This window comes from Oliverpabstia intestinalis, from assembly GCF_009696065.1.
GTDB classification, from domain to species: domain Bacteria; phylum Bacillota; class Clostridia; order Lachnospirales; family Lachnospiraceae; genus Oliverpabstia; species Oliverpabstia intestinalis.
Genome location: NZ_VUMS01000002.1, coordinates 149,441 through 168,414, shown reverse-complemented (window position 1 = coordinate 168,414; position 18,974 = coordinate 149,441). Strand labels below are relative to the sequence as shown.

Genomic DNA, 18,974 nt, shown 5'->3' with positions numbered 1-18,974 from the left:
CAGATGGAAATGTGTACAGCAGCTACTTATAAGACAAAAGATTTTTATATGGGAAGGACGCTGGATTATGAATTCTCCTATGGAGATGAGATTACAGTAACACCAAGAAATTATCCGTTTCATTTTCGCCATATGGAAGAACTGGAAAATCATTATGCGATCATCGGTATGGCACATGTAGCGGATGATTACCCGCTGTATTACGATGCGGTCAATGAAAAAGGACTTGGAATGGCAGGGTTGAACTTCGTAGGAAACGCTGTCTACCAGGAAATCCAGGAGGGGCGGGAAAACGTGGCTCAGTTTGAGTTCATTCCATGGATTCTTTCCCAGTGCGCATCGGTAGAAGAGGCGAAGAAAATGCTGGCGGAGATGAATCTGGTGGGAACCGTATTCGCTCCACAGTTTCCGGCGGCACAGCTGCACTGGATTCTGGCGGACAAATATGCGTGTATCACCATCGAATGTGTCCGGGAGGGACTGAAGGTTTATGATAATCCGGCAGGTGTACTGACCAATAATCCGCCATTTGAACAGCAGATGTTTTTATTGAATCAGTATATGCATCTGTCACCGAAACAGCCGGAGAATCATTTTTCCGAGCAGTTGCCATTACAGACCTACAGCCGCGGCATGGGTGCACTTGGACTTCCGGGAGATCTTTCTTCTACTTCCCGCTTTGCAAAAGTGGCATTTACCAGAGCACATGCAGTATCGGGAGATTCCGAGGCGGAAAGCGTCAGCCAGTTTTTCCACATTCTGGGATCGGTGGACCAACAGAGAGGATGCTGTGAGGTGGCAGAGGACAAATATGAGATTACGATCTATACCTCCTGCTGGAACGCACAGAAAGGAATCTACTATTATAATACCTATGAAAACCACCAGATTACTGCAGTTGACATGCACCGCGAGAATCTGGACGGAACCACACTGGCAAGATACCCATTGATCCAGAAGGGCGAGATCCGGTGGCAGAACTAATGGAAATGATGTAAATGAGCAGGAATCTGTATGGAATATATCCGACAGATTCCTGTTTTTTTACAGCAATGATTGCTATGATGTATTGTTGACAGATTGTAGAGTCAATGAAAATATAAACTTGCTGTAAGAAGGATTTTATGCTAAAATACTTCAAAAATGAACATTCTAAAAATGAAATGGAAGTGAGAAAGGTATGATAAGCATCGAGTATGTGCATAAGCTGCTGGAAGTTTACAATCAGTTTTGTCGACCGTTATGCCAGCAGACCGGCATCCCGCAGACATCCCTGGATATCCTGATGTTCCTGAAAAATAATCCGCAGTATAAAAATGCCGCAGATATTGTAAAGATCCGCGGGATCAAGGCGAATCTGGTATCCATCCATGTGGAACGGCTGGTGCAGGAAGGATATCTCGAACGCCGGGAGGTTCCGGGCGACCGGAGAAAGACAGAACTGATCTGTACCCGGAAAGCGGAGCATGTCTGGAGACAGGGATGTGAGATTCAGAAAACATTTATCGAAACCTTATTTTCCGGTGTGCCTTCGGAGTCCAGAAAGATTTTTGAACAGGTGATGGAACAGACAGAGGAAAATCTGAATACATATCAAAAGGAGAACAAAAAGAAATGAGTATTTTACTGACAGTAATTGTTACATTTTTTGCAGGTATGGGTGCAGGTCTCGGGACCGGATTTGCCGGTATGAGTGCGGCGGCAGTCATCAGCCCGATGCTGATCACATTCTTGGGAATGGATCCCTACATGGCAGTGGGAATCGCATTGTCCTCGGATGTGCTGGCAAGTGCCGTATCCGCATATACTTATGGGAAGAATAAGAATCTTGATATAAAAAATGGTCTGATCATGATGGTTACCGTGTTGTTGTTTACCATAGTGGGAAGTTACGTTTCCAGCCTGGTACCGTCCACAACGATGGGAAATTTCTCCGTCTTTATGACCTTCCTTCTCGGCATCAAATTCATTGTCCGTCCGGTCATGACTACGAAAGAAGCCATGGCACAGGTGTCTGCGAAAAAACGTGCGATTCAGTCTGTGATCTGCGGAGTGATGATCGGCTTTATCTGCGGATTTATCGGTGCCGGTGGCGGTATGATGATGCTTCTGATCCTGACATCCGTTCTCGGATATGAATTGAAAACAGCCGTGGGAACCAGTGTATTTATCATGACCTTCACCGCCCTCACCGGAGCCGTATCCCACTTTGCCATCGGCGGCACACCAGACTGGACAGTATGGATCCTGTGTGTGGTCTTTACCTTCCTCTGGGCAAGAATCGCAGCCGTATTTGCCAATAAAGCAACGCCAAAGACTCTGAACCGTGCTACAGGAGTGATCCTGGTGGTGCTGGGAGTTGCGGTTATGGCATTTTCGGTGTTGGGATAGAGTAACAAATGTCTGCTGGTCGGATGGCTCTTTGAAAATATCATGCATAACCACTCAGACTATACCCGAAAATGATATCAGCTGCGAAATGGAAAGAAAAAAGTTAATAGATAATAAATTGGAGGATACAATATCATGATAATCAGAACTGCAACCATAGATGATCTGCCACAGATCGCTGCCGTAGAGTCCGAGTGCTTCCCACCGGCCGAAGCCGCCACAAAAGAGGAATTCGCTGACCGCCTTGTCCATTACGCCAACCATTTCTGGCTGATGTTCGACGAGCAAAATGACAACAAACTGGTTGCGTTCGTCGACGGTTTTGTCACCAACGGACCGGATCTGACGGATGAAATGTATGAAAAAGCTTCCATGCACGACGAAAGCGGTGCCTGGCAGATGATTTTCGGGGTGAATACAATCCCGTCCTATCGAAGACGCGGGCTGGCAGGAGAACTGCTGGAGCGGGCAATCGAAGATGCCAGAAAACAGGGAAGGAAGGGTTTGGTGCTGACCTGCAAAGATGCATTGATCCATTATTATGCAAAATTCGGTTTCCAAAATGAAGGAGTAACAGACAAATCTGTCCACGGCGATGCCGTCTGGAATCAGATGCGCCTGACCTTTATAACTGGAGTTAACAGGAACTAACTACCAGCTTTACACAGATTTAACGAAAATCATACAATACCATGATAGAGCCATATGCGTTCTCCCACTATACTGTAAACCGTAAATGAATTATACAGATTCATAACAGAGATTTTACAGATGATTTCAAGAATCGAGCAGCAGACAGCTGCCGGAAAAGGGAGAACACAAAATGAATGAAAATGTAAAAGTAGTATTTGGGCTGATTGGTGGGTTGGCGCTGTTCCTTTATGGAATGAACAGTATGAGTGATGCGCTGCAAAAGGCAGCCGGAGAAAAGATGAAGAAGATTCTGGAATTTCTCACGAAGAATCCGATCATGGGAGCGTTGGCCGGAGCCCTGGTTACGGCTGTGTTACAGAGCAGTTCGGCAACTACCGTTATGGTCATCGGCTTTGTAAGTGCCGGACTGATGAGTCTGCCACAGGCGATTTCCGTTATCTTTGGTGCTAATATCGGTACGACGATGACTGCCCAGCTGATGGCATTCAAAATCAGTGATTACATTTATCCGTTGATCTTCATCGGATTCATGCTGAACTTCATAGGGAAAAAAGAAAAGGTTAAAAATATTGGTATGGTTATCTTTTCTTTCGGACTTTTGTTTGAAGGAATCGAGATCATGGGCAGCGTTATGAAACCACTGGCAGGAAGCCCTATCTTTGTAGATCTGATGGGAAAAGTATCTTCTGTTCCGGTGCTGGGTGTTGTCCTCGGTGCGGTGATGACTCTGGTGGTACAGAGTTCCTCTGCAACGATCGCAGTCCTTCAGAGCTTTGCTTCCCAAGCAGGACCGGACGGTGTCAGCAGCGTGATCGGACTGACAGGAGCGATTCCGATTTTACTTGGCGATAATATCGGTACGACGATCACAGCACTTCTGGCATCCATCGGACAGTCCAAAGATGCAAAACGTACCGCAATTGCACACAGCTTTTTCAATATCACGGGTACCTGCGTATTTATCTGGATCATTCCGTGGTTTGCACAATTTGTACGTTATATCTCTCCAAAAGGAAATGAGATCGATGTGATCTCCCGCCAGATTGCCAATGCACATACGACATTCAACGTGGTCTGTACACTGGTATGGTTGCCGCTAATCCCGCTCATGGTGAAGATTGTTACCACGATTATCCGTGGAAGAGATAAGAATACCGGTGTGGTTTATGAACCGAAATATCTGGATAACAAGGTAATTGATCAGCCGGTGGCTGCTATGTATCTGGTATCTCAGGAACTGGAAAATCTGACAGGATTTGCCGTACATATGCTGAACAGCCTGAAAGGTTCTCTGAATCAGAAAAAGACCTCAGCTGCATATGAAAAATTCAAAAATCAGCTGGATATCGTCCAGCACCTGCAAGAAGAAATCACGGACTATATCACCAAATTGTTTTCCAGCGGTAATCTGACAGAGCTTCAGTCTGAACAAACAGCAGGACTTCTGTATGTAACCAACAATATCGAACGTATCGCCGACCGGTGTCAGGATATCGACAGCATCTGGATAAAAATCCAGGGCGATGGCATGAGCTTTTCCGAGGAAGCCGGCAAGGAAATTGAAAATTGTATCAATGTCCTTCTGGATCTGCTGCGCCGGGCTATGACAGCCGTAAAAGAGGGCAGTGAAGAGGAAGCGGAACTGGTATTCAAAAATAAAAAGAAACTGCATAAAGCAGAAAAGAAATTTAACAAAGCCCACTTGAACCGCGTAAAGAATCAGAAATGCGATCCGGCGATGACCGGCTGCTTCTCCGGCATCCTCTACAACCTGGACCGAGCTGCCGACAACTGCGTAAGTATCGCAGAAGAAGCACTGGATAACCAGGGATTCGTAAAATTAGGCGAAGCCGCCAGAAACTTTGCGGCACCGGCTGCGGTTGTGGAGGCTGTGTAAAAGATAATAACAGTGATAAGAAATATATAATTTAAGAGGAACAGAGTATTTTTGATTTTGAGATACAACAAAATTTGAAAATACTCTGTTTTTGGTTGTTCGAGCAATGAACGAAAATCTTTTCCTTCATAAGAAACTGGTGATTAACGCGGTGGCTGAAGATGGAATTAAAATTGCAAATTTTATTTGATGTGATATGATTTTTATAGATAACATATTATCCAAAACAAGTAAAAAATCCAGATTTTGGATAATATATGATCCATAGAAAGGAAAAATCGACATGTCAAACTATGAAACGATGAAAGACCGTATGTCCTCCCATTTCCTGGAATACGATCAGAAAAAAATGGTCCGGAAATTTGCTCTGGAGCATGATGAAAAGTATCTCTATATTTTCTTTGTAGGAAGAAAATACCGGATTAACCGCATCACCGGAGGAATCACCTGGTCTGTGGATGAATTCCAGACGGAAGAAAATGCAAATTACAACGAAGCCATGACAATCTACGATGTCCTGTGTAATTCCAAAGAATACTGTCATCCCGCCCATGAATGGGTTCATATCGGCAGCCTTTCTACGGTGCGGGGAGGAAATCTGGCAAATGACAGTAACTTTTTCAAGGATGCGGGAAAGAAATTCGATGGAAAGACTGCAGAACTGGCAAAAGCTTGCGAGCGGCTGCATGGGATCAGGCTGGAAAAAGGCGATGTGGCTTACCAGCTGGAACTGTTTTCGTTTCTTCCCGTTATACTGAGATTCTGGGAATCCGATGACGAATTCCCTGCGAGTTTGCAGGTGCTGGTGGACCGGAACATTCTGGAGTATATGCATTATGAGACGGTGATGTTTGCGATTGGACATTTGCTGGAGAGAGTGGAAGAAGAGATGGAGCGAAAGTAGAGAACAGGTTGCTATAAACCGCTATTATCCGGAAGAACGGTAATAGCGGTTTTATTGCATTGCATATCAATAATTGATCCAGTGGAGCAATTTTGATTATGGAAAGAAACATCTGGAAAACAATATGAATTGGGAAAAATAAATAAAAATTTATCGGGAAATGTCGAGTAAAATAGCAAAATACACTATAAAATGTCGAAAAACTTTGGAAACATTACCTGTTATATGCTATAATATAAAATAATGCATCATTTTTAATACGGATTTAAAATAATGGAGACAGAGAATATGGTGAGAGCAGCAGATAGCGATAATTTTCTGATACAACATACAGATTTTTCTTTGAGAGAACAGGTGAACTACCCGAATGGTGGAATATCAAGATTTTATGATAATGGCATCGATATGGTCATTATTGATGAAAATATTTGTGACCATAACCCGGGTGAGCCTGTTTTTTCTTATATGCTTATTACAGACAAACAGAACAGTTATATCCATCAGTTTAAAAGAGTTTTTCGTTTCTTAGGTTATATACAGTCTGAAGTTGACAGCTATCTTGCTAACGATGAAATGACATTACCTGAAGATTACAGGATAACCGTTGGGGACCGGGCAGAACAGGCGGATGCATCACCTCTGGAATCCATTTTGAGGATAGCTTTTCAAATGCCTACGGTATGAATGCGCTCAGATATCTGACACGCGAATATGGAATCAGTGATGAAAACGGAAACAATTATTTTCTCGATTATTTTATCAGAACACAGAACGAAAGATACGCTGTAGAAGAAAATGGACTTAATTTTCATCATCCGCAGATTATCGGAGAAGAAAAATACAGGAAACAATTAAATAAACAAAATACCTGTGTTTTATGGGGAATCAAACTGTTCCGATTTTCAAAAGAAGATTGTGCGTTTCAAAATCGAATCGAAGATGATATCAAGCAATATTTCGGAAAAGATACCACAGCATTTGTCGATGACGGATTGAAAATCGACAGAAAAGTGGAATTATATGAACACCAGACGATCGGTTTACAGGAAATACAAAAACGTAGAATGGCAGGTATCAAAGCATTTTTGATCGTATTACCAACGGCATCCGGAAAATCCAGGATTGTAGAGGAAGACCTGCGCGAATTTGCAAAAGAAAAACCGGGATTCAGAGAGCTGATACTGGTTCCGGGAATCAATATTCTTGCGGACTGGAGGGAAAGAGTACAGGAATCCGTACCGGAACTGGCAGAGAAAATTGAGATCAGAACCTATGCCTATATGTGCAGACATTATACGGAATTTCCAGCAGATTATTACAATTATATCGTAGTGGATGAGGCACATCACGCGGTTGCACCGATGCTGAAAAGAGTGATTCAGTATTATGAGGCGGATTTTACGGTTGGACTTACCGCAACGGATCAGCGTCCGGATAAGAAAAAACTGGAAACAGTTTTCGGAACATACTCCACTTCGTTATCCTTAAAAGAAGCCATGGAAAAAGGAATCGTTGCCCGGGCAAATGTTTACAGGATCGAAACAAATATTGATCTATCAAAAGTCCGATTCAACGGAAAAGACTATATCAATGCAGATCTTGAAAAAAGAATACGGGTTACTTCAAGAAATGAGCTGATTGTCAATGTCCTTCAGGAATATTTAGGAGACGGAGAAGCTGCCAGACGGCAGGGAGTCATCTTTTGCGTCAATGTTGCCCATGCAAATGAGATGGCAAAACTACTCAACAGAGCTAATATCACTGCAGCCAGCTACACCAGACAGACAAAGAATCCTGCGTCTGTTATGACAGATTTTAAGCAGAAGAAAATCCGGTTTTTGTGTGCCTGTAATATGATTTCCGAGGGCTGGGACTATCCGGAACTGGGAATTCTCGTTATGGCAAGACCTACGCTCTCCAAAGTGCTCTATCTGCAGCAGATTGGAAGAGGACTGCGGAAAACAGATACAAAGAAAAATATTATCGTTATCGATGTGGTGGACGAGTATGGTGCAATGATCAAAGCCTGTAATATGCACACGATCTTTGCCAATCCATATTATGTGCCGTTTGGAGATATTATAAAAACAGATTATACACCGGGAGATATGGTTGTTATCGATGGGCTGAAAGAAAGAATTGAACGCATTATGGAAGTCGATATCAATTCTTTTGAAGAAAAATATGGCGATTATCTCAGCCAGGAACAGGTTGCCAGAGAATATTTCGTCAGTACCGGAACCGTGACAAGCTGGATCAAAAAGAAAAAAATTGCGCCAAGTGTAGAATACCGGTTCGGCAACAAATCCATTTACCTGTTCAGTCCGGATGATGTCGAAAAATACCGGAAAGAATTAAACATCAAAGAACATAACGACAGTACAATCAAAGAAGATTTCTTTGAATTCCTGGAAGAAAGAGATTACTCACTTTCGTATAAAATGCCGTTCCTGCTGGCGATTGTGAAACATATAGATGCTATCGGAGATGCGAAAATAGAAGATGTACTGGATGATTATATTGCCTTTTATCAGGACCGATTATCCAGAGGCCTCCAGGTGGATCGAAGCACCTGCCCGTATGATGAAAAAATGCTGAAAGACAAAAAAGCAGTGCAGAAAAACATGCTTACGAATCGATTCGAAAAATTTGAGAGAAAGAGATCTCTGTATTATTCGAAAGATTTGAGCGTAATTTCGATGAACCATGCACTGTTTGGGCAAATGAAGGCGGAAGACTGGGAAAGAGTGCGGAGACAGATGAGGGAAGATTTGAGGAAATATTATGATGGGATGGGTGGAGTGTAAAGAAAGTTTTATGAAAAAATAGGTGTAAGTTCATTACGCAGGTTGTCAATGTATGTGATATAGTGGGGAAAACAAATGAAAAATAATGAATATCCGGAAAACAGAGAATGGAAACAAAAAGCTTTTGGAATGCCCAAGCTGCCAAGTGGAGATATAGGACAGGATAAAGTCCTGTATTATATTCTGAAAATGGTCAAAGACGGTAAATCAGCAAATACAATGCTTAATATTGAAGGAAGCAACAGTACAGCCACCTTAGGTCGAATGTGTGAATGGATCCGTCCGATTGGGCTGGTTAATAAAGAAAAACAGGTGTGGACGCTGACAGAATTAGGAGAAATGGTTTTGGAACGACAGGATAGTTGCTTTTCTACGGCTGTTTTTTGTTCCACGATTGTATTTATGGGAGAAATCCTATTTTATCTGCAAGAACCAAAAAACACACAGGAACTCCTGAAAATCGCGGAAGAATATCATCTGAACTGGAAAACAAATTCTGAAATTCATAATCGGATCAAATGGTTTCGGGATGTGGATATGGTTCGGTTCGAAGAATATAAACTGGAGTATAGTCTGACACAAAAAGGACAGGAATTTCTGCAGCAAATAGAGATTACCATGCCGTCAGAGACAGAGGAAGAACCGGACGAAACACTTCTGGAAACCCTGCTTCCAATGTCAGAATGGGCAAGTGCCTTAAAGCCTGCAACAACAGAGAAAAAAAGAATGGCGATCGGATACATGCCGGGAAAAACAGCCGATGCATGTATAACAATCAGTGCATATCTGCAATTGATGAATCAGTCGATTTCTATCGAAGAGATTCGGGAGTATTCGAAAGTTAATTATCAGATTGCAGTGTCATCGTCGAATATGTTTCTTTCATTTTTGGAGAAAATAGGATTCGTTGATCGTATCAGTAAGAATATGTATGTGACCTCTGAACTTGGAAATACATGGCTTGAAAAACAATCACCGGTTGATCTGATCGCATGTCTGGATGCGAGATATTTATTTGTCTATGAATTGCTGGCAGAGCTGAGAAAAGAACCGAAAAATGCAAAAACACTTTCTATAATAGCTAAGGTATCTTACGGATTCGACAGGGAAAGTATCGAGGAAACGCGTAAAAGACTGATTCTTTTATCTGCTGCCAAGCTGATTTACAGTGTGACAAACGATAAATATGGACTCACCGCCAGAGGAGAAAAACTTCTGGATACTTTTGGCATTGTGGCGAAAGAGAGTATTAAATCATTCGAAATAAAGAAAGAGGAAAATGCAGGCGATTGTTACAATGATTCCTGTGAAAGCCTTATTACAGAATTAAGACTGTCCAGTAAAGATTCCTACAATCCCAACAGATTTGAAAAAGCCATAAGAGCAGCATTTGATTTTATCGGCTATGATGCAACCTGGCTTGGCGGTTCCGGAAAAACCGATGTCCTGATCAAAGCAAGAACAGCTCCGAAATTATCTTATGCTGTCGCAGTAGATGCAAAATCTACGCAATCTGGAAATGTTACAGAGGATCAGATTGACTTTGATACTCTGAAAGACCACCGAAAACTTCACCATGCGGATTATTCTGCAATCGTTGGATGTTCTTTTCGAGGTGAACGCCTTTTAAACCGATGCAAAGAACATAAAGTTGCACTGATTGATGTAGATACACTGGAACAGCTGATCCGCAATCAGGTAGAAATCCCATTGACCGGAGAAGATTACAAAAAGATCTTTGAACAGACAGGAATCGTAGATATCAGTGTCCTGGACGAAGCAAGAAATCGAACCGAACGCTACGGTCTATTAGTAGATGCAATTGTGGGGTGCCTTGTAAATGAAAGCAAAGACGAAGTGACAGAAGGCATCCTTACTTCCCGTGAGATTTATCGAACCGTGAGAGATGACGAGAGATTTTCGATAAATCCTAATCTGGATGAAATTGAAGATATCCTTAAATTCCTGGCATCGCCGTTGATAGGGTGTGTGGGGAAAAATAAGGATGGATATTATGCGATTGGATCGTTGAATGAAGTGGCGAAGAAGTTTCAGTTTTATGCGAAGAGTTGTAAGAGGACGAGTTAAGAGAAAGGAATTATTATATGAAAGAATATTTACCTTTTACAGACAAAGATGGAAATAAAATAAGATTAAACGATTTAACCTATTCTGATATTTGTAATATAAGAGAACAAGGTATTGAGGAAGACTATAAGATAGAATTTAAAAGTCAATGGGATGAAAACTTCAAGAAGAAACATTTATGTCAAACTATTGCATCTTTTGCGAATGCAGAAGGTGGTTGGTTATTAGTAGGTATAGAAGACGGTACGGGAAATTATGTAGGAATCGAAAAACAAAGAAGTGATTTTAGTCAAACAATTGTTCAAAATATAATGAACCCATAAATTCTGAATCGTATGCTAAAGTATCATCATGGACTGTTGAATATTTTGCAGCAAGCGCTGGAGAAAAAATATCATCGTGCTATGACAGAAAACTGCGCGGAAAATGTAGTAAATATCATGACGAATGAATTTCCAACCAGTGCGGCAAAGAAAACGTATGCTTCCTGTGTTTTTCTTGAAAAAGAAGGGAAAGATTATCGGGTTTCCGAAAATTTTGAAAAGATGTTGGGAAATCGGGAGTTTTATGAGATACTGGAAGAAGTTGTGGAGTTTGGTATCGCCCGGTATCAGATGAACTATAGTAAGACATATCAGGATACGGATCTGGTATTATATCAGAAATATACGTATGAGGATGCCTGCCGGTTATTAAACTGGGAGCGTAATGAAGTTCCGTTGAATATCGGTGGGTATAAATATGATAAGAAGACAAAAACATTTCCTGTATTTATCAATTATGATAAACAGGAGGATATCAGTGATACAACAAAATACGAAGATCATTTTCTCACAGCGGATCGTCTGATTGCTATTTCGAAAAGTGGGCGAAGCAGGGATTCAGAGGATGTGCAGAATTTCCTGAAAGCAAAGGAACGGGGGATTGATGTACAGCTTTTTGTGAGAAAGAATAAGGATGATAAGATTTCCAAAGAATTCTATTATCTTGGCCGGATGACAGCTACCGGTCGAAGCGAAGAATTTGTCATGGCTAATACGGACAAGACAGCGGTAGAGATTGAGTGGGCGTTGGATACGCCGGTCAGAGAAGATATTTATGAGTATATTATTAATGGATAAAGGAGACGCAGGATGAAGACAATTAAGGTAGTGGCAGCGATTATTATAGACAACGGAAAGGTATTTGCAACGCAGAGAGGCTACGGTGAATTCAAGGATGGTTGGGAATTTCCGGGAGGTAAGATTGAAGAAGGGGAAACAGCCAGAGAAGCAATCATTAGAGAAATCCGGGAAGAACTGGATACGGAGATCCAGGTAGAAGAACTTCTGGACACCGTGGAGTATGATTATCCGAAGTTTCATTTGTCGATGGATTGCTTCATCTGCACTGTGAAGTCTGGAGATTTGGTGCTGAAAGAGCATGAGGCAGCAAAGTGGCTGACAAAGGAGACGCTGGGGAGTGTGGAATGGCTGCCGGCGGATGAAGGGTTGATTGAGAAGATCAGGGAGTATATCCAGAAAAATTGAAAATATCTTCCGCACATGATAATATAATGAATAGTTAAGCAGAATAACCGGCAACAATATCAATAATTTCTCTGAGAATCACAAATTTTCCCGTGACAAGTCATATATTTTAACGTATAGTAATAGATAGAAAACAAATGTCAACCGGCGATGGAAACCTTTGGGACGCCCTTTTCCATCGTCGGTTGTACTATGAAAGAGAAGGAGAAAAAGATGTATACACTATTACTACTGTTGATTTATCTGGCATTTATCAGTCTCGGACTGCCAGATTCTCTTCTTGGTTCTGCCTGGCCGGTGATGCACAAGGCTTTTCAGGTTCCACTGTCTTATGCGGGTCTGGTAACTATGATTATTTCCGGAGGAACCATTTGTTCCAGTTTGATGTCTGAGCGTCTGACAAAGAAATTCGGTACACAGATTGTAACTGTGTTCAGCGTGATGCTTACTGCAATCGCATTATTCGGATTTTCTACGGCTAGCGCCTTCTGGATGCTCTGTCTATGGGCCATTCCCTATGGACTGGGTGCGGGAGCGATTGATGCTGCACTGAACAACTATGTAGCGCTTCATTATAATTCCAGGCATATGAGCTGGCTTCATTGTTTCTGGGGACTGGGAACCATTATCAGTCCGTATGTGATGAGTTATGCACTGACCACATCGGTGTGGCAGAACGGATATCGCATGGTATCTTTTATCCAGATCGGGATAGCATTGATTCTTTTCGTGACACTGCCGATATGGAAGGTGAATAAAAAAGAAACTGCGCAGGAAGAAAAGGCAGAAGAAGAGATGGTAGGCATCAAAGGTGCACTGAAGATCAAAGGCGTTCCGAATCTTCTTCTTGGATTTTTCTCCTATTGTGCACTGGAATCAGCAGTGATTCTGTGGGGAAGCAGCTATCTGGTAGGAGCAAAGGGAATCTCTGCGGAACGTGCAGCAGCCTTTGCGTCCCTGTTTTGCATCGGTATCACACTTGGAAGATTTCTGGCAGGTTTTATTACAGAGAAAATGGGAGACCACAAGATGATTCGTCTGGGCATCGCTATCATTCTTGTTGGATGTATCGGTATGCTGTTACCGGTATCCATCGATGAATTTGCACTGTTTGGTCTGGTTATTATGGGACTTGGCTGTGCACCGATTTATCCATCTATCATCCATGCAACACCGTCCAATTTCGGAGAGAAGAACTCCCAGGCGATCATCGGTATCCAGATGGCAAGTGCTTATGTGGGATCTACTTTTATGCCGCCGCTGTTCGGACTGATCGCAAACCATATTTCTGTCGGTTTACTTCCGGTTTATGTATTGTTCTTCCTGATTCTGATGTTCTTTATGCTGGAAAAGACATTTAAACTGGTGAAATAGTAATAATCAAACAGCTTCCGGGTTACGTGTCAGTTTCCTGAAAGCTGTTTTTGATTTGCATAATTTTATTTGTAATAGAAAAGGATATAACTATGTATAAAGAAAACAAGGATATAACATTACAATATTATAATCAAAATGCCGCTTCTTTTGTCAGCGGTACAGTTCACGCAGATCTGACAGATACACTGAATCGGTTTTTAAGCCGACTGGAACCGGGAGCGGCAATTCTTGACTTTGGCTGCGGTTCCGGCAGAGATACCAAATATTTTCTGGAACATGGCTATCAGGTGGAGGCCATAGACGGATCCGAAGAACTGTGTAAAATCGCCAGTGCCTATACAGAAATTCCGGTACGCCAGATGTATTTTCAGGATCTGGATGTCCGGGAGCAGTATGACGGTATCTGGGCGTGTTCTTCGATTCTGCATCTGGAAAAAACAGAATTAAGATCTGTGCTGAAAAAAATGGCGGATGCCCTGCGTCCCGATGGATGGATCTACACTTCTTTCAAATATGGAGAGTATGAAGGGATGCGAAACGGCAGATATTTCACGGATTTCACCTGGAGCAGTTTCCAGAGATTCATCCGTGATACCGAATCACTTTCCATAGCAGAATCCTGGGTGACCGGTGATGTGCGTTCTGGAAGGGAAGAAGAAAAATGGTTGAATCTGCTGTTGCAGAAGCGATAATAGAGAATGGCACAAAAACCATCCGTTGTATCAGTGAAATCCTTATTTATTCCGTGCAATTTCAATAAAATCCCTGGCGTATTTGGGAAGATAAGTTCCCCTGCGAAAAGCGATGCTCAGTGTTGTAAAGATTCCTTTTTCACCGACAGAAAAACAAGCCGGTTTTCTGGAAAAATCCATATTTTGTAAATATGTTTCCGGCGTAAAACACATGCCCATTCCCTGCATACAAAGTTTTACACAGGTCTCCGTGTTCCGGCTTCGAACCGGTACACGGGGCTGGACACCGGCGCGATCCAGGGCTTCAAGAACCAGTTTTCCGGTGGTCTGTTCCGGAAAATGGAGAATAAAAGGTTCGCTGGCAAGCGTGGACAGATCGATTCTCGGATACCGGTCGGAGGGAGATGGATATCCGAAAGATGCCAACGGATGATCCGGTGGCATAACCAGAAGAATTTCCTCTCTTTTCAGCAGTTCGTATTCCAATTTTGGATGTTCCCTCGTCTCATTAAAAATCCCAAAATCAAGCTGATCATTCAACAGGAGTTTTTCCTGAATAGAGTATGCCTCTTCCCAGATGCTGGCATTGACATTCGGATATTTTTCTGAAAATTCTGCCATAATCTGTGGAATCATACAGCTGCTTCGCATCAGTGGAACAGCAATATTCAATTCCCCTTCGTTATTTTCCGTCAGATCTTTCAGTTCTTTTTCCCAGTCTTGTTTTACCTGAAGAATTTTACGGGCGTATTCCATGTATTTTCTTCCGGTATAGGTCGGCACATAAGTATTTCCATTTCGGCTGAAGAGTTTCGCCCCCATTTCCCGTTCCAGTTTTTGCAGATGCTTGGTGAAAAAGATGTGGTCTGCGTTGGCGAGATTATGAATTATCGGGAAATTATCCGGGAAAATCATCTGGAGATCACAAAATTTCTGGATTATCTGCGGCAGGAACATCCGGGATATGTGATTGAAGGACATTGTCCGTCTCTGGTGGATCTGGATCTTGCAAAATTCCTGTATCTTGGCATTAATGGAGATCATACAGAACATACCCTGGAAGAGGTAAAACAGCGGATCGAAAATGGAATGTTCTTTGAGATCCAGGATAAGATGTTGAAGCCGGAAGTGTTATCGTATATCTGTGAAAATCATTTATTTGAATATTGTTCTTTTGTGACAGATGATACGATGGCAGATGTTTTATATGAACAGGGGCATCTGAATACTGTAGTACAAAAGGCGATAGAGATGGGATTTCCAAAGGAACAGGCGATTTACTGTGCGACCTATACACCGTGTCAGAGAATGCATTTTTATGACCGGGGTGTGATTGCTCCGGGAAAACTGGCAGATTTTATCCTTCTGAAGGATCCGGCAAAATTACTGGAGCCTGAAACGGTGTTCAAAAATGGAATTTCCATCTATAAAAAAGAGGACAGACATGCATTCCCCGTAGAACCATATGCATTCCCGGAAGATTTTTATCACAGTGTTTCCATTCCGGAAGTAACACTTTCGGATTTTGATGTTAAAGTTCCGGTCGAAGAAGGGGAAGTAACGGTCCGTGCAATGGAAGTACATCCGGATCGCACCCAGACCACGGAGAAACTGGTAACCATGCAGGTAAAAGAGCATAAGATCTGCTGGCAGGAAAGTGGATGTCTGCTGGCGATGGTACTGGAGCGGCATGGAAAAAATGGAAATATCGGTTATGGATTTCTGACAGGTTCGTGTCAGAGAGAGGGAACCGTAGCAACTACATTTTTTCATGATCACCACAATCTGTTTGTTGCGGGAAATGACCCGAAAGATATGTTGTGTGCCGTACAGAGAATCGGGGAATTGCAGGGCGGTTTTCTTACAGTAAAAGATGGGCAGATTCTCTCGGAACTTGCATTACCTGTCTGTGGAATTCTTTCGGAGGCATCCATTGAAGCAACAGGAAGCGCGCTGAAAGAAGTGCGGGAAAGTCTGATCGATCTGGGATATGAACATCATAATCCGATCATGTCTGTGGGAACGCTTGGACTCCCTGTAAGTCCTGCATTGAAACTGACCGATCATGGATTGATCGACGTAAAAAGAGGAGAAATCGTGCCTCTGGTGTTATCCTGTTCTTGATTTTTTTACAGGATTTGCTATATACTATTTCATAGTTCATCGGAGGGTGATTTGTTGCATTGCATATCTGGGATCATTTCAAAAAAACGGATCCCGGATTCATTGGAAGCAAAAGCCGGATAAGATGTCAGGTTGAGACACCTGTTTCTTATCCGGCTTTTTCCATGGAGATCTTCTGGCGGGTATCCTTTCTTCCGATTCCAAAGTGATCCTGGCAGCGATCGATTATCTGAAAGCATATGCGATTGACTGTATTTTCACGGCGGTGTTTTTCTGTTACATCGGTTTCTACAACGGTATCGGCATGACCAGGTTCGTCATGATTCAGGAAATATATGAAACGTTAAAGAAAATTTTGTACCATTGATTTTTTAAAATTAATATTGTATTATATCTGTAACAGGACTCCCCGCACCTCTCACGCAAGTGATGTGTCCCATGGGGAGACATTTTGTATTATGGAGGCGTATTATGGTAAAACCAATTATGAGAGATATCTTTTTCCTGAATCAGCTATCCGAGCCGGCAACTGAGTCGGACCGGAAGACAGGGATGGATCTGCTGGATACTTTGAAGGCACATGAAGAAGAGTGTGTTGGTATGGCGGCGAATATGATCGGGGTACGGAAAAATATCATTGCCGTGCACATGGGATTTATGAATGTTCTGATGTATAATCCGAAGATCATCAAAAAGTCAGGGGCGTATGAGACGGAAGAAGGGTGTCTTTCTCTGGCAGGGGTGAGAAAATGCATGCGGTATCAGGAGATTGAAGTGCAGTATCAGGATGTCAATTTCAAACAGCAGCGACAGACGTATTCCGGCTGGATCGCGCAGATCATACAACATGAAATAGATCATTGCCGCGGAATATTGATATAAATAAAAAGACTAAAATCTGTACCATATACATGGTAAAAGAGTAATTACGTTTCCAGCTATGTGAAAAATCTGATTTTTCATATGAGCATTAAAGTGAAATTAACTAATGGATTAAAACGGGTACTTGTGAAAGTATGGAACAGTTACAAAATCAAAATAAATGAATGATAGTAGAAAAGGAAAAACAAACATGAAAAAAGGAAATGGAATTGCGTTACTCCCTATCGGCGTGTTCCTGGTATTGTATCTGGGGCTTGGGATTTTGTTTGAATATGTGTTAAAGATTCCGATGGGATTTTATAACGTGCCGATCGTCGTTGCTTTTCTGGCGGCGATTCTGGTGGCGTGTGTACAGAATCGGAAAGTAAATTTTGATAAAAAACTGGAGCTGATGGCGCAGGGTGTGGGCGATAAGAATATCATTACGATGTTATTGATCTTTCTGACCGCCGGCTGCTTTGTCGGCGTTGTCGGAAGAAGCAGTGCGGAGAGTGTGGCCTATTTTATGCTGGCGCTGATTCCGGCGCGGTTTTCGGTTGCAGTGCTGTTTGTAGTGGCCTGTTTCGTGTCGGTGGCAATGGGAACCTCCGTGGGAACGATCACCCTGCTGACACCGATCGCAGTTGCGGTATCTGCAGCATCCGGGTTTGATCTTCCGTTTTGTGTCGGAGCGGTCATGGGGGGTGCAATGTTCGGGGACAATCTTTCCTTTATTTCCGATACAACAATCGCAGCCTGTAACGGACAGGGCTGCGAGATGAAAGATAAATTCCGGGAAAACTTCTGGATCGCATTTCCGGCGGCGGTGATCACACTGGCTCTGATCCTGATTCTGTCTTTTCAGACAGAGATTCACGGAAGAGTCGATCAGTCGTACCATCTGCTGCAGGTACTTCCCTATGTGCTGGTTCTGATCGGTGGAATCATCGGTATCAATGTATTTGTGGTACTTCTAACCGGCATTGCCTCCGGTGCACTGATCATGCTGCTTGGCGGACATACCACACCGACCGATCTGCTGGCAAATATGGGTTCCGGCGTCTCGGGCATGTTTGAGACCTGTATGGTGGCGATCCTTGTTGCAGCCATGTGTGCGCTGATCCGGGAATATGGCGGATTTGATGCGTTGCTCGGCTGGATCCACCGGATCTTTAAGGGAAAACGAGGAGGGCAGCTGGGTATGGGACTGCTGGTCGGAGCGATGGACATTGCAACTGCCAACAATACTGTTGCAATCGTAATGGCGAATCCGATTGCAAAAGAAATGGCCCAGGAATACCGCGTGACACCGAAGAAAACAGCTTCGTTACTGGATACTTTTTCCTGTATCTTCCAGGGAGTCATCCCTTACGGTGCACAGATGCTGGTAGCCATCTCGGCGGCACATGAACTTGGATACGAGATTTCCGCCTTCCAGATCATGCCACGGCTGTTTTATCCGATGTTTCTGCTTCTGTGTTCTTTGATCGCTATCTTTGGAGTCGAGAAAAAACAGAGGTAACATCCGATATAACCGGCAGAGCATCGGAAAGAGGACAGCGCAAAAAAGTTGCACTTGCAAAATAAGAAGAGTGACAGAAAACGCATTTCACGCATATGGTAAATCAGATAGATAGCTGGGTATCGTCT

The 18,974-nt window shown here is 42.8% G+C and carries 17 protein-coding genes and 1 pseudogene; 17 read left to right on the top strand and 1 reads right to left on the bottom strand.

Annotated elements, in window-relative coordinates:
- Positions 1 to 9: 9 nt before the first annotated feature.
- From bsh to FYJ57_RS01605, 14 genes and pseudogenes are all read left to right on the top strand, one after another.
- Positions 10 to 984: a choloylglycine hydrolase gene (gene bsh / locus FYJ57_RS01670; protein ID WP_154431289.1), complete on the top strand. Its 975-nt coding sequence runs from the start codon at positions 10 to 12 to the stop codon at positions 982 to 984.
- A gap of 196 nt (positions 985 to 1,180) precedes the next feature.
- Positions 1,181 to 1,618, top strand: a complete 438-nt coding sequence (locus FYJ57_RS01665; protein ID WP_154431288.1) for a MarR family winged helix-turn-helix transcriptional regulator — start codon at positions 1,181 to 1,183, stop codon at positions 1,616 to 1,618.
- Positions 1,615 to 2,391: a sulfite exporter TauE/SafE family protein gene (locus FYJ57_RS01660; RefSeq protein WP_154431287.1), complete on the top strand. Its 777-nt coding sequence runs from the start codon at positions 1,615 to 1,617 to the stop codon at positions 2,389 to 2,391. The genes FYJ57_RS01665 and FYJ57_RS01660 overlap by 4 nt, the downstream gene beginning before the upstream one ends.
- Before the next feature lie 135 nt (positions 2,392 to 2,526).
- Entirely contained in the window at positions 2,527 to 3,042 is a 516-nt protein-coding gene (locus tag FYJ57_RS01655; RefSeq protein WP_154431286.1) for a GNAT family N-acetyltransferase, read from the top strand.
- A gap of 172 nt (positions 3,043 to 3,214) precedes the next feature.
- A complete protein-coding gene (locus tag FYJ57_RS01650) occupies positions 3,215 to 4,942 on the top strand; it encodes a Na/Pi cotransporter family protein (protein WP_154431285.1) in 1,728 nt (575 codons plus the stop codon).
- 283 nt (positions 4,943 to 5,225) lie between these two features.
- Positions 5,226 to 5,846, top strand: coding sequence for a DUF3786 domain-containing protein (locus FYJ57_RS01645; protein ID WP_154431284.1), 621 nt, complete (start codon positions 5,226 to 5,228; stop codon positions 5,844 to 5,846).
- A 288-nt stretch (positions 5,847 to 6,134) separates the two neighbouring features.
- The gene (locus tag FYJ57_RS01640; RefSeq protein WP_154431283.1) at positions 6,135 to 6,530 is read left to right on the top strand and encodes a hypothetical protein; all 396 of its coding nucleotides are present in this window, start codon (positions 6,135 to 6,137) and stop codon (positions 6,528 to 6,530) included.
- Complete coding sequence (locus tag FYJ57_RS01635) at positions 6,527 to 8,653, top strand: DEAD/DEAH box helicase (protein WP_154431282.1); 2,127 nt, start codon at positions 6,527 to 6,529, stop codon at positions 8,651 to 8,653. The genes FYJ57_RS01640 and FYJ57_RS01635 overlap by 4 nt, the downstream gene beginning before the upstream one ends.
- A 75-nt stretch (positions 8,654 to 8,728) precedes the next feature.
- Positions 8,729 to 10,741, top strand: a complete 2,013-nt coding sequence (locus tag FYJ57_RS01630; protein WP_154431281.1) for a restriction endonuclease — start codon at positions 8,729 to 8,731, stop codon at positions 10,739 to 10,741.
- 17 nt (positions 10,742 to 10,758) lie between these two features.
- Positions 10,759 to 11,064, top strand: a complete 306-nt coding sequence (locus tag FYJ57_RS01625) for an ATP-binding protein (protein WP_154431280.1) — start codon at positions 10,759 to 10,761, stop codon at positions 11,062 to 11,064.
- Positions 11,065 to 11,862, top strand: a pseudogene (locus FYJ57_RS01620) (DUF3427 domain-containing protein); the annotation flags it as partial. It lies immediately after the preceding gene.
- A gap of 12 nt (positions 11,863 to 11,874) precedes the next feature.
- Positions 11,875 to 12,270, top strand: a complete 396-nt coding sequence (gene mutT / locus FYJ57_RS01615; protein WP_154431278.1) for an 8-oxo-dGTP diphosphatase MutT — start codon at positions 11,875 to 11,877, stop codon at positions 12,268 to 12,270.
- Positions 12,271 to 12,483: 213 nt separating this feature from the next.
- The gene (locus tag FYJ57_RS01610; protein ID WP_205839886.1) at positions 12,484 to 13,644 is read left to right on the top strand and encodes an MFS transporter; all 1,161 of its coding nucleotides are present in this window, start codon (positions 12,484 to 12,486) and stop codon (positions 13,642 to 13,644) included.
- A 92-nt stretch (positions 13,645 to 13,736) separates the two neighbouring features.
- Complete coding sequence (locus FYJ57_RS01605) at positions 13,737 to 14,339, top strand: class I SAM-dependent methyltransferase (protein WP_154431277.1); 603 nt, start codon at positions 13,737 to 13,739, stop codon at positions 14,337 to 14,339.
- Positions 14,340 to 14,381: 42 nt separating this feature from the next.
- Here FYJ57_RS01605 and FYJ57_RS01600 read toward each other — a convergent pair whose 3' ends face one another.
- Positions 14,382 to 15,161, bottom strand: coding sequence for a LysR family transcriptional regulator (locus FYJ57_RS01600; RefSeq protein ID WP_205839885.1), 780 nt, complete (start codon positions 15,159 to 15,161; stop codon positions 14,382 to 14,384).
- A gap of 60 nt (positions 15,162 to 15,221) precedes the next feature.
- Between FYJ57_RS01600 and FYJ57_RS01595 the strand changes: the two genes are divergently transcribed.
- The 3 genes from FYJ57_RS01595 to FYJ57_RS01585 all read left to right on the top strand — a co-directional run bounded on the left by FYJ57_RS01595 (position 15,222) and on the right by FYJ57_RS01585 (position 18,846).
- Positions 15,222 to 16,463, top strand: a complete 1,242-nt coding sequence (locus tag FYJ57_RS01595) for an adenine deaminase C-terminal domain-containing protein (protein WP_235904322.1) — start codon at positions 15,222 to 15,224, stop codon at positions 16,461 to 16,463.
- Positions 16,464 to 16,934: 471 nt separating this feature from the next.
- Positions 16,935 to 17,345, top strand: a complete 411-nt coding sequence (locus tag FYJ57_RS01590; RefSeq protein WP_154431274.1) for a peptide deformylase — start codon at positions 16,935 to 16,937, stop codon at positions 17,343 to 17,345.
- 190 nt (positions 17,346 to 17,535) lie between these two features.
- On the top strand, positions 17,536 to 18,846 hold the full coding sequence (locus FYJ57_RS01585) for a Na+/H+ antiporter NhaC family protein (protein ID WP_154431273.1): 1,311 nt from the start codon (positions 17,536 to 17,538) through the stop codon (positions 18,844 to 18,846).
- The last annotated feature ends 128 nt before the right edge of the window (positions 18,847 to 18,974 follow it).

Bases quoted from the DNA above. Each gene is read 5' to 3' on its own strand.
- FYJ57_RS01625 (WP_154431280.1), top strand. From the start codon at position 10,759: ATGAAAGAATATTTACCTTTTACAGACAAAGATGGAAATAAAATAAGA.
- FYJ57_RS01630 (WP_154431281.1), top strand. From the start codon at position 8,729: ATGAAAAATAATGAATATCCGGAAAACAGAGAATGGAAACAAAAAGCT.
- FYJ57_RS01660 (WP_154431287.1), top strand. From the start codon at position 1,615: ATGAGTATTTTACTGACAGTAATTGTTACATTTTTTGCAGGTATGGGT.
- FYJ57_RS01590 (WP_154431274.1), top strand. From the start codon at position 16,935: ATGGTAAAACCAATTATGAGAGATATCTTTTTCCTGAATCAGCTATCC.
- FYJ57_RS01665 (WP_154431288.1), top strand. From the start codon at position 1,181: ATGATAAGCATCGAGTATGTGCATAAGCTGCTGGAAGTTTACAATCAG.
- FYJ57_RS01640 (WP_154431283.1), top strand. From the start codon at position 6,135: ATGGTGAGAGCAGCAGATAGCGATAATTTTCTGATACAACATACAGAT.
- FYJ57_RS01635 (WP_154431282.1), top strand. From the start codon at position 6,527: ATGAATGCGCTCAGATATCTGACACGCGAATATGGAATCAGTGATGAA.
- FYJ57_RS01645 (WP_154431284.1), top strand. From the start codon at position 5,226: ATGTCAAACTATGAAACGATGAAAGACCGTATGTCCTCCCATTTCCTG.
- FYJ57_RS01655 (WP_154431286.1), top strand. From the start codon at position 2,527: ATGATAATCAGAACTGCAACCATAGATGATCTGCCACAGATCGCTGCC.
- FYJ57_RS01585 (WP_154431273.1), top strand. From the start codon at position 17,536: ATGAAAAAAGGAAATGGAATTGCGTTACTCCCTATCGGCGTGTTCCTG.
- FYJ57_RS01595 (WP_235904322.1), top strand. From the start codon at position 15,222: ATGAATTATCGGGAAATTATCCGGGAAAATCATCTGGAGATCACAAAA.
- FYJ57_RS01605 (WP_154431277.1), top strand. From the start codon at position 13,737: ATGTATAAAGAAAACAAGGATATAACATTACAATATTATAATCAAAAT.
- bsh (WP_154431289.1), top strand. From the start codon at position 10: ATGTGTACAGCAGCTACTTATAAGACAAAAGATTTTTATATGGGAAGG.
- mutT (WP_154431278.1), top strand. From the start codon at position 11,875: ATGAAGACAATTAAGGTAGTGGCAGCGATTATTATAGACAACGGAAAG.
- FYJ57_RS01600 (WP_205839885.1), bottom strand. From the start codon at position 15,161: ATGGGGGCGAAACTCTTCAGCCGAAATGGAAATACTTATGTGCCGACC.
- FYJ57_RS01650 (WP_154431285.1), top strand. From the start codon at position 3,215: ATGAATGAAAATGTAAAAGTAGTATTTGGGCTGATTGGTGGGTTGGCG.
- FYJ57_RS01610 (WP_205839886.1), top strand. From the start codon at position 12,484: ATGTATACACTATTACTACTGTTGATTTATCTGGCATTTATCAGTCTC.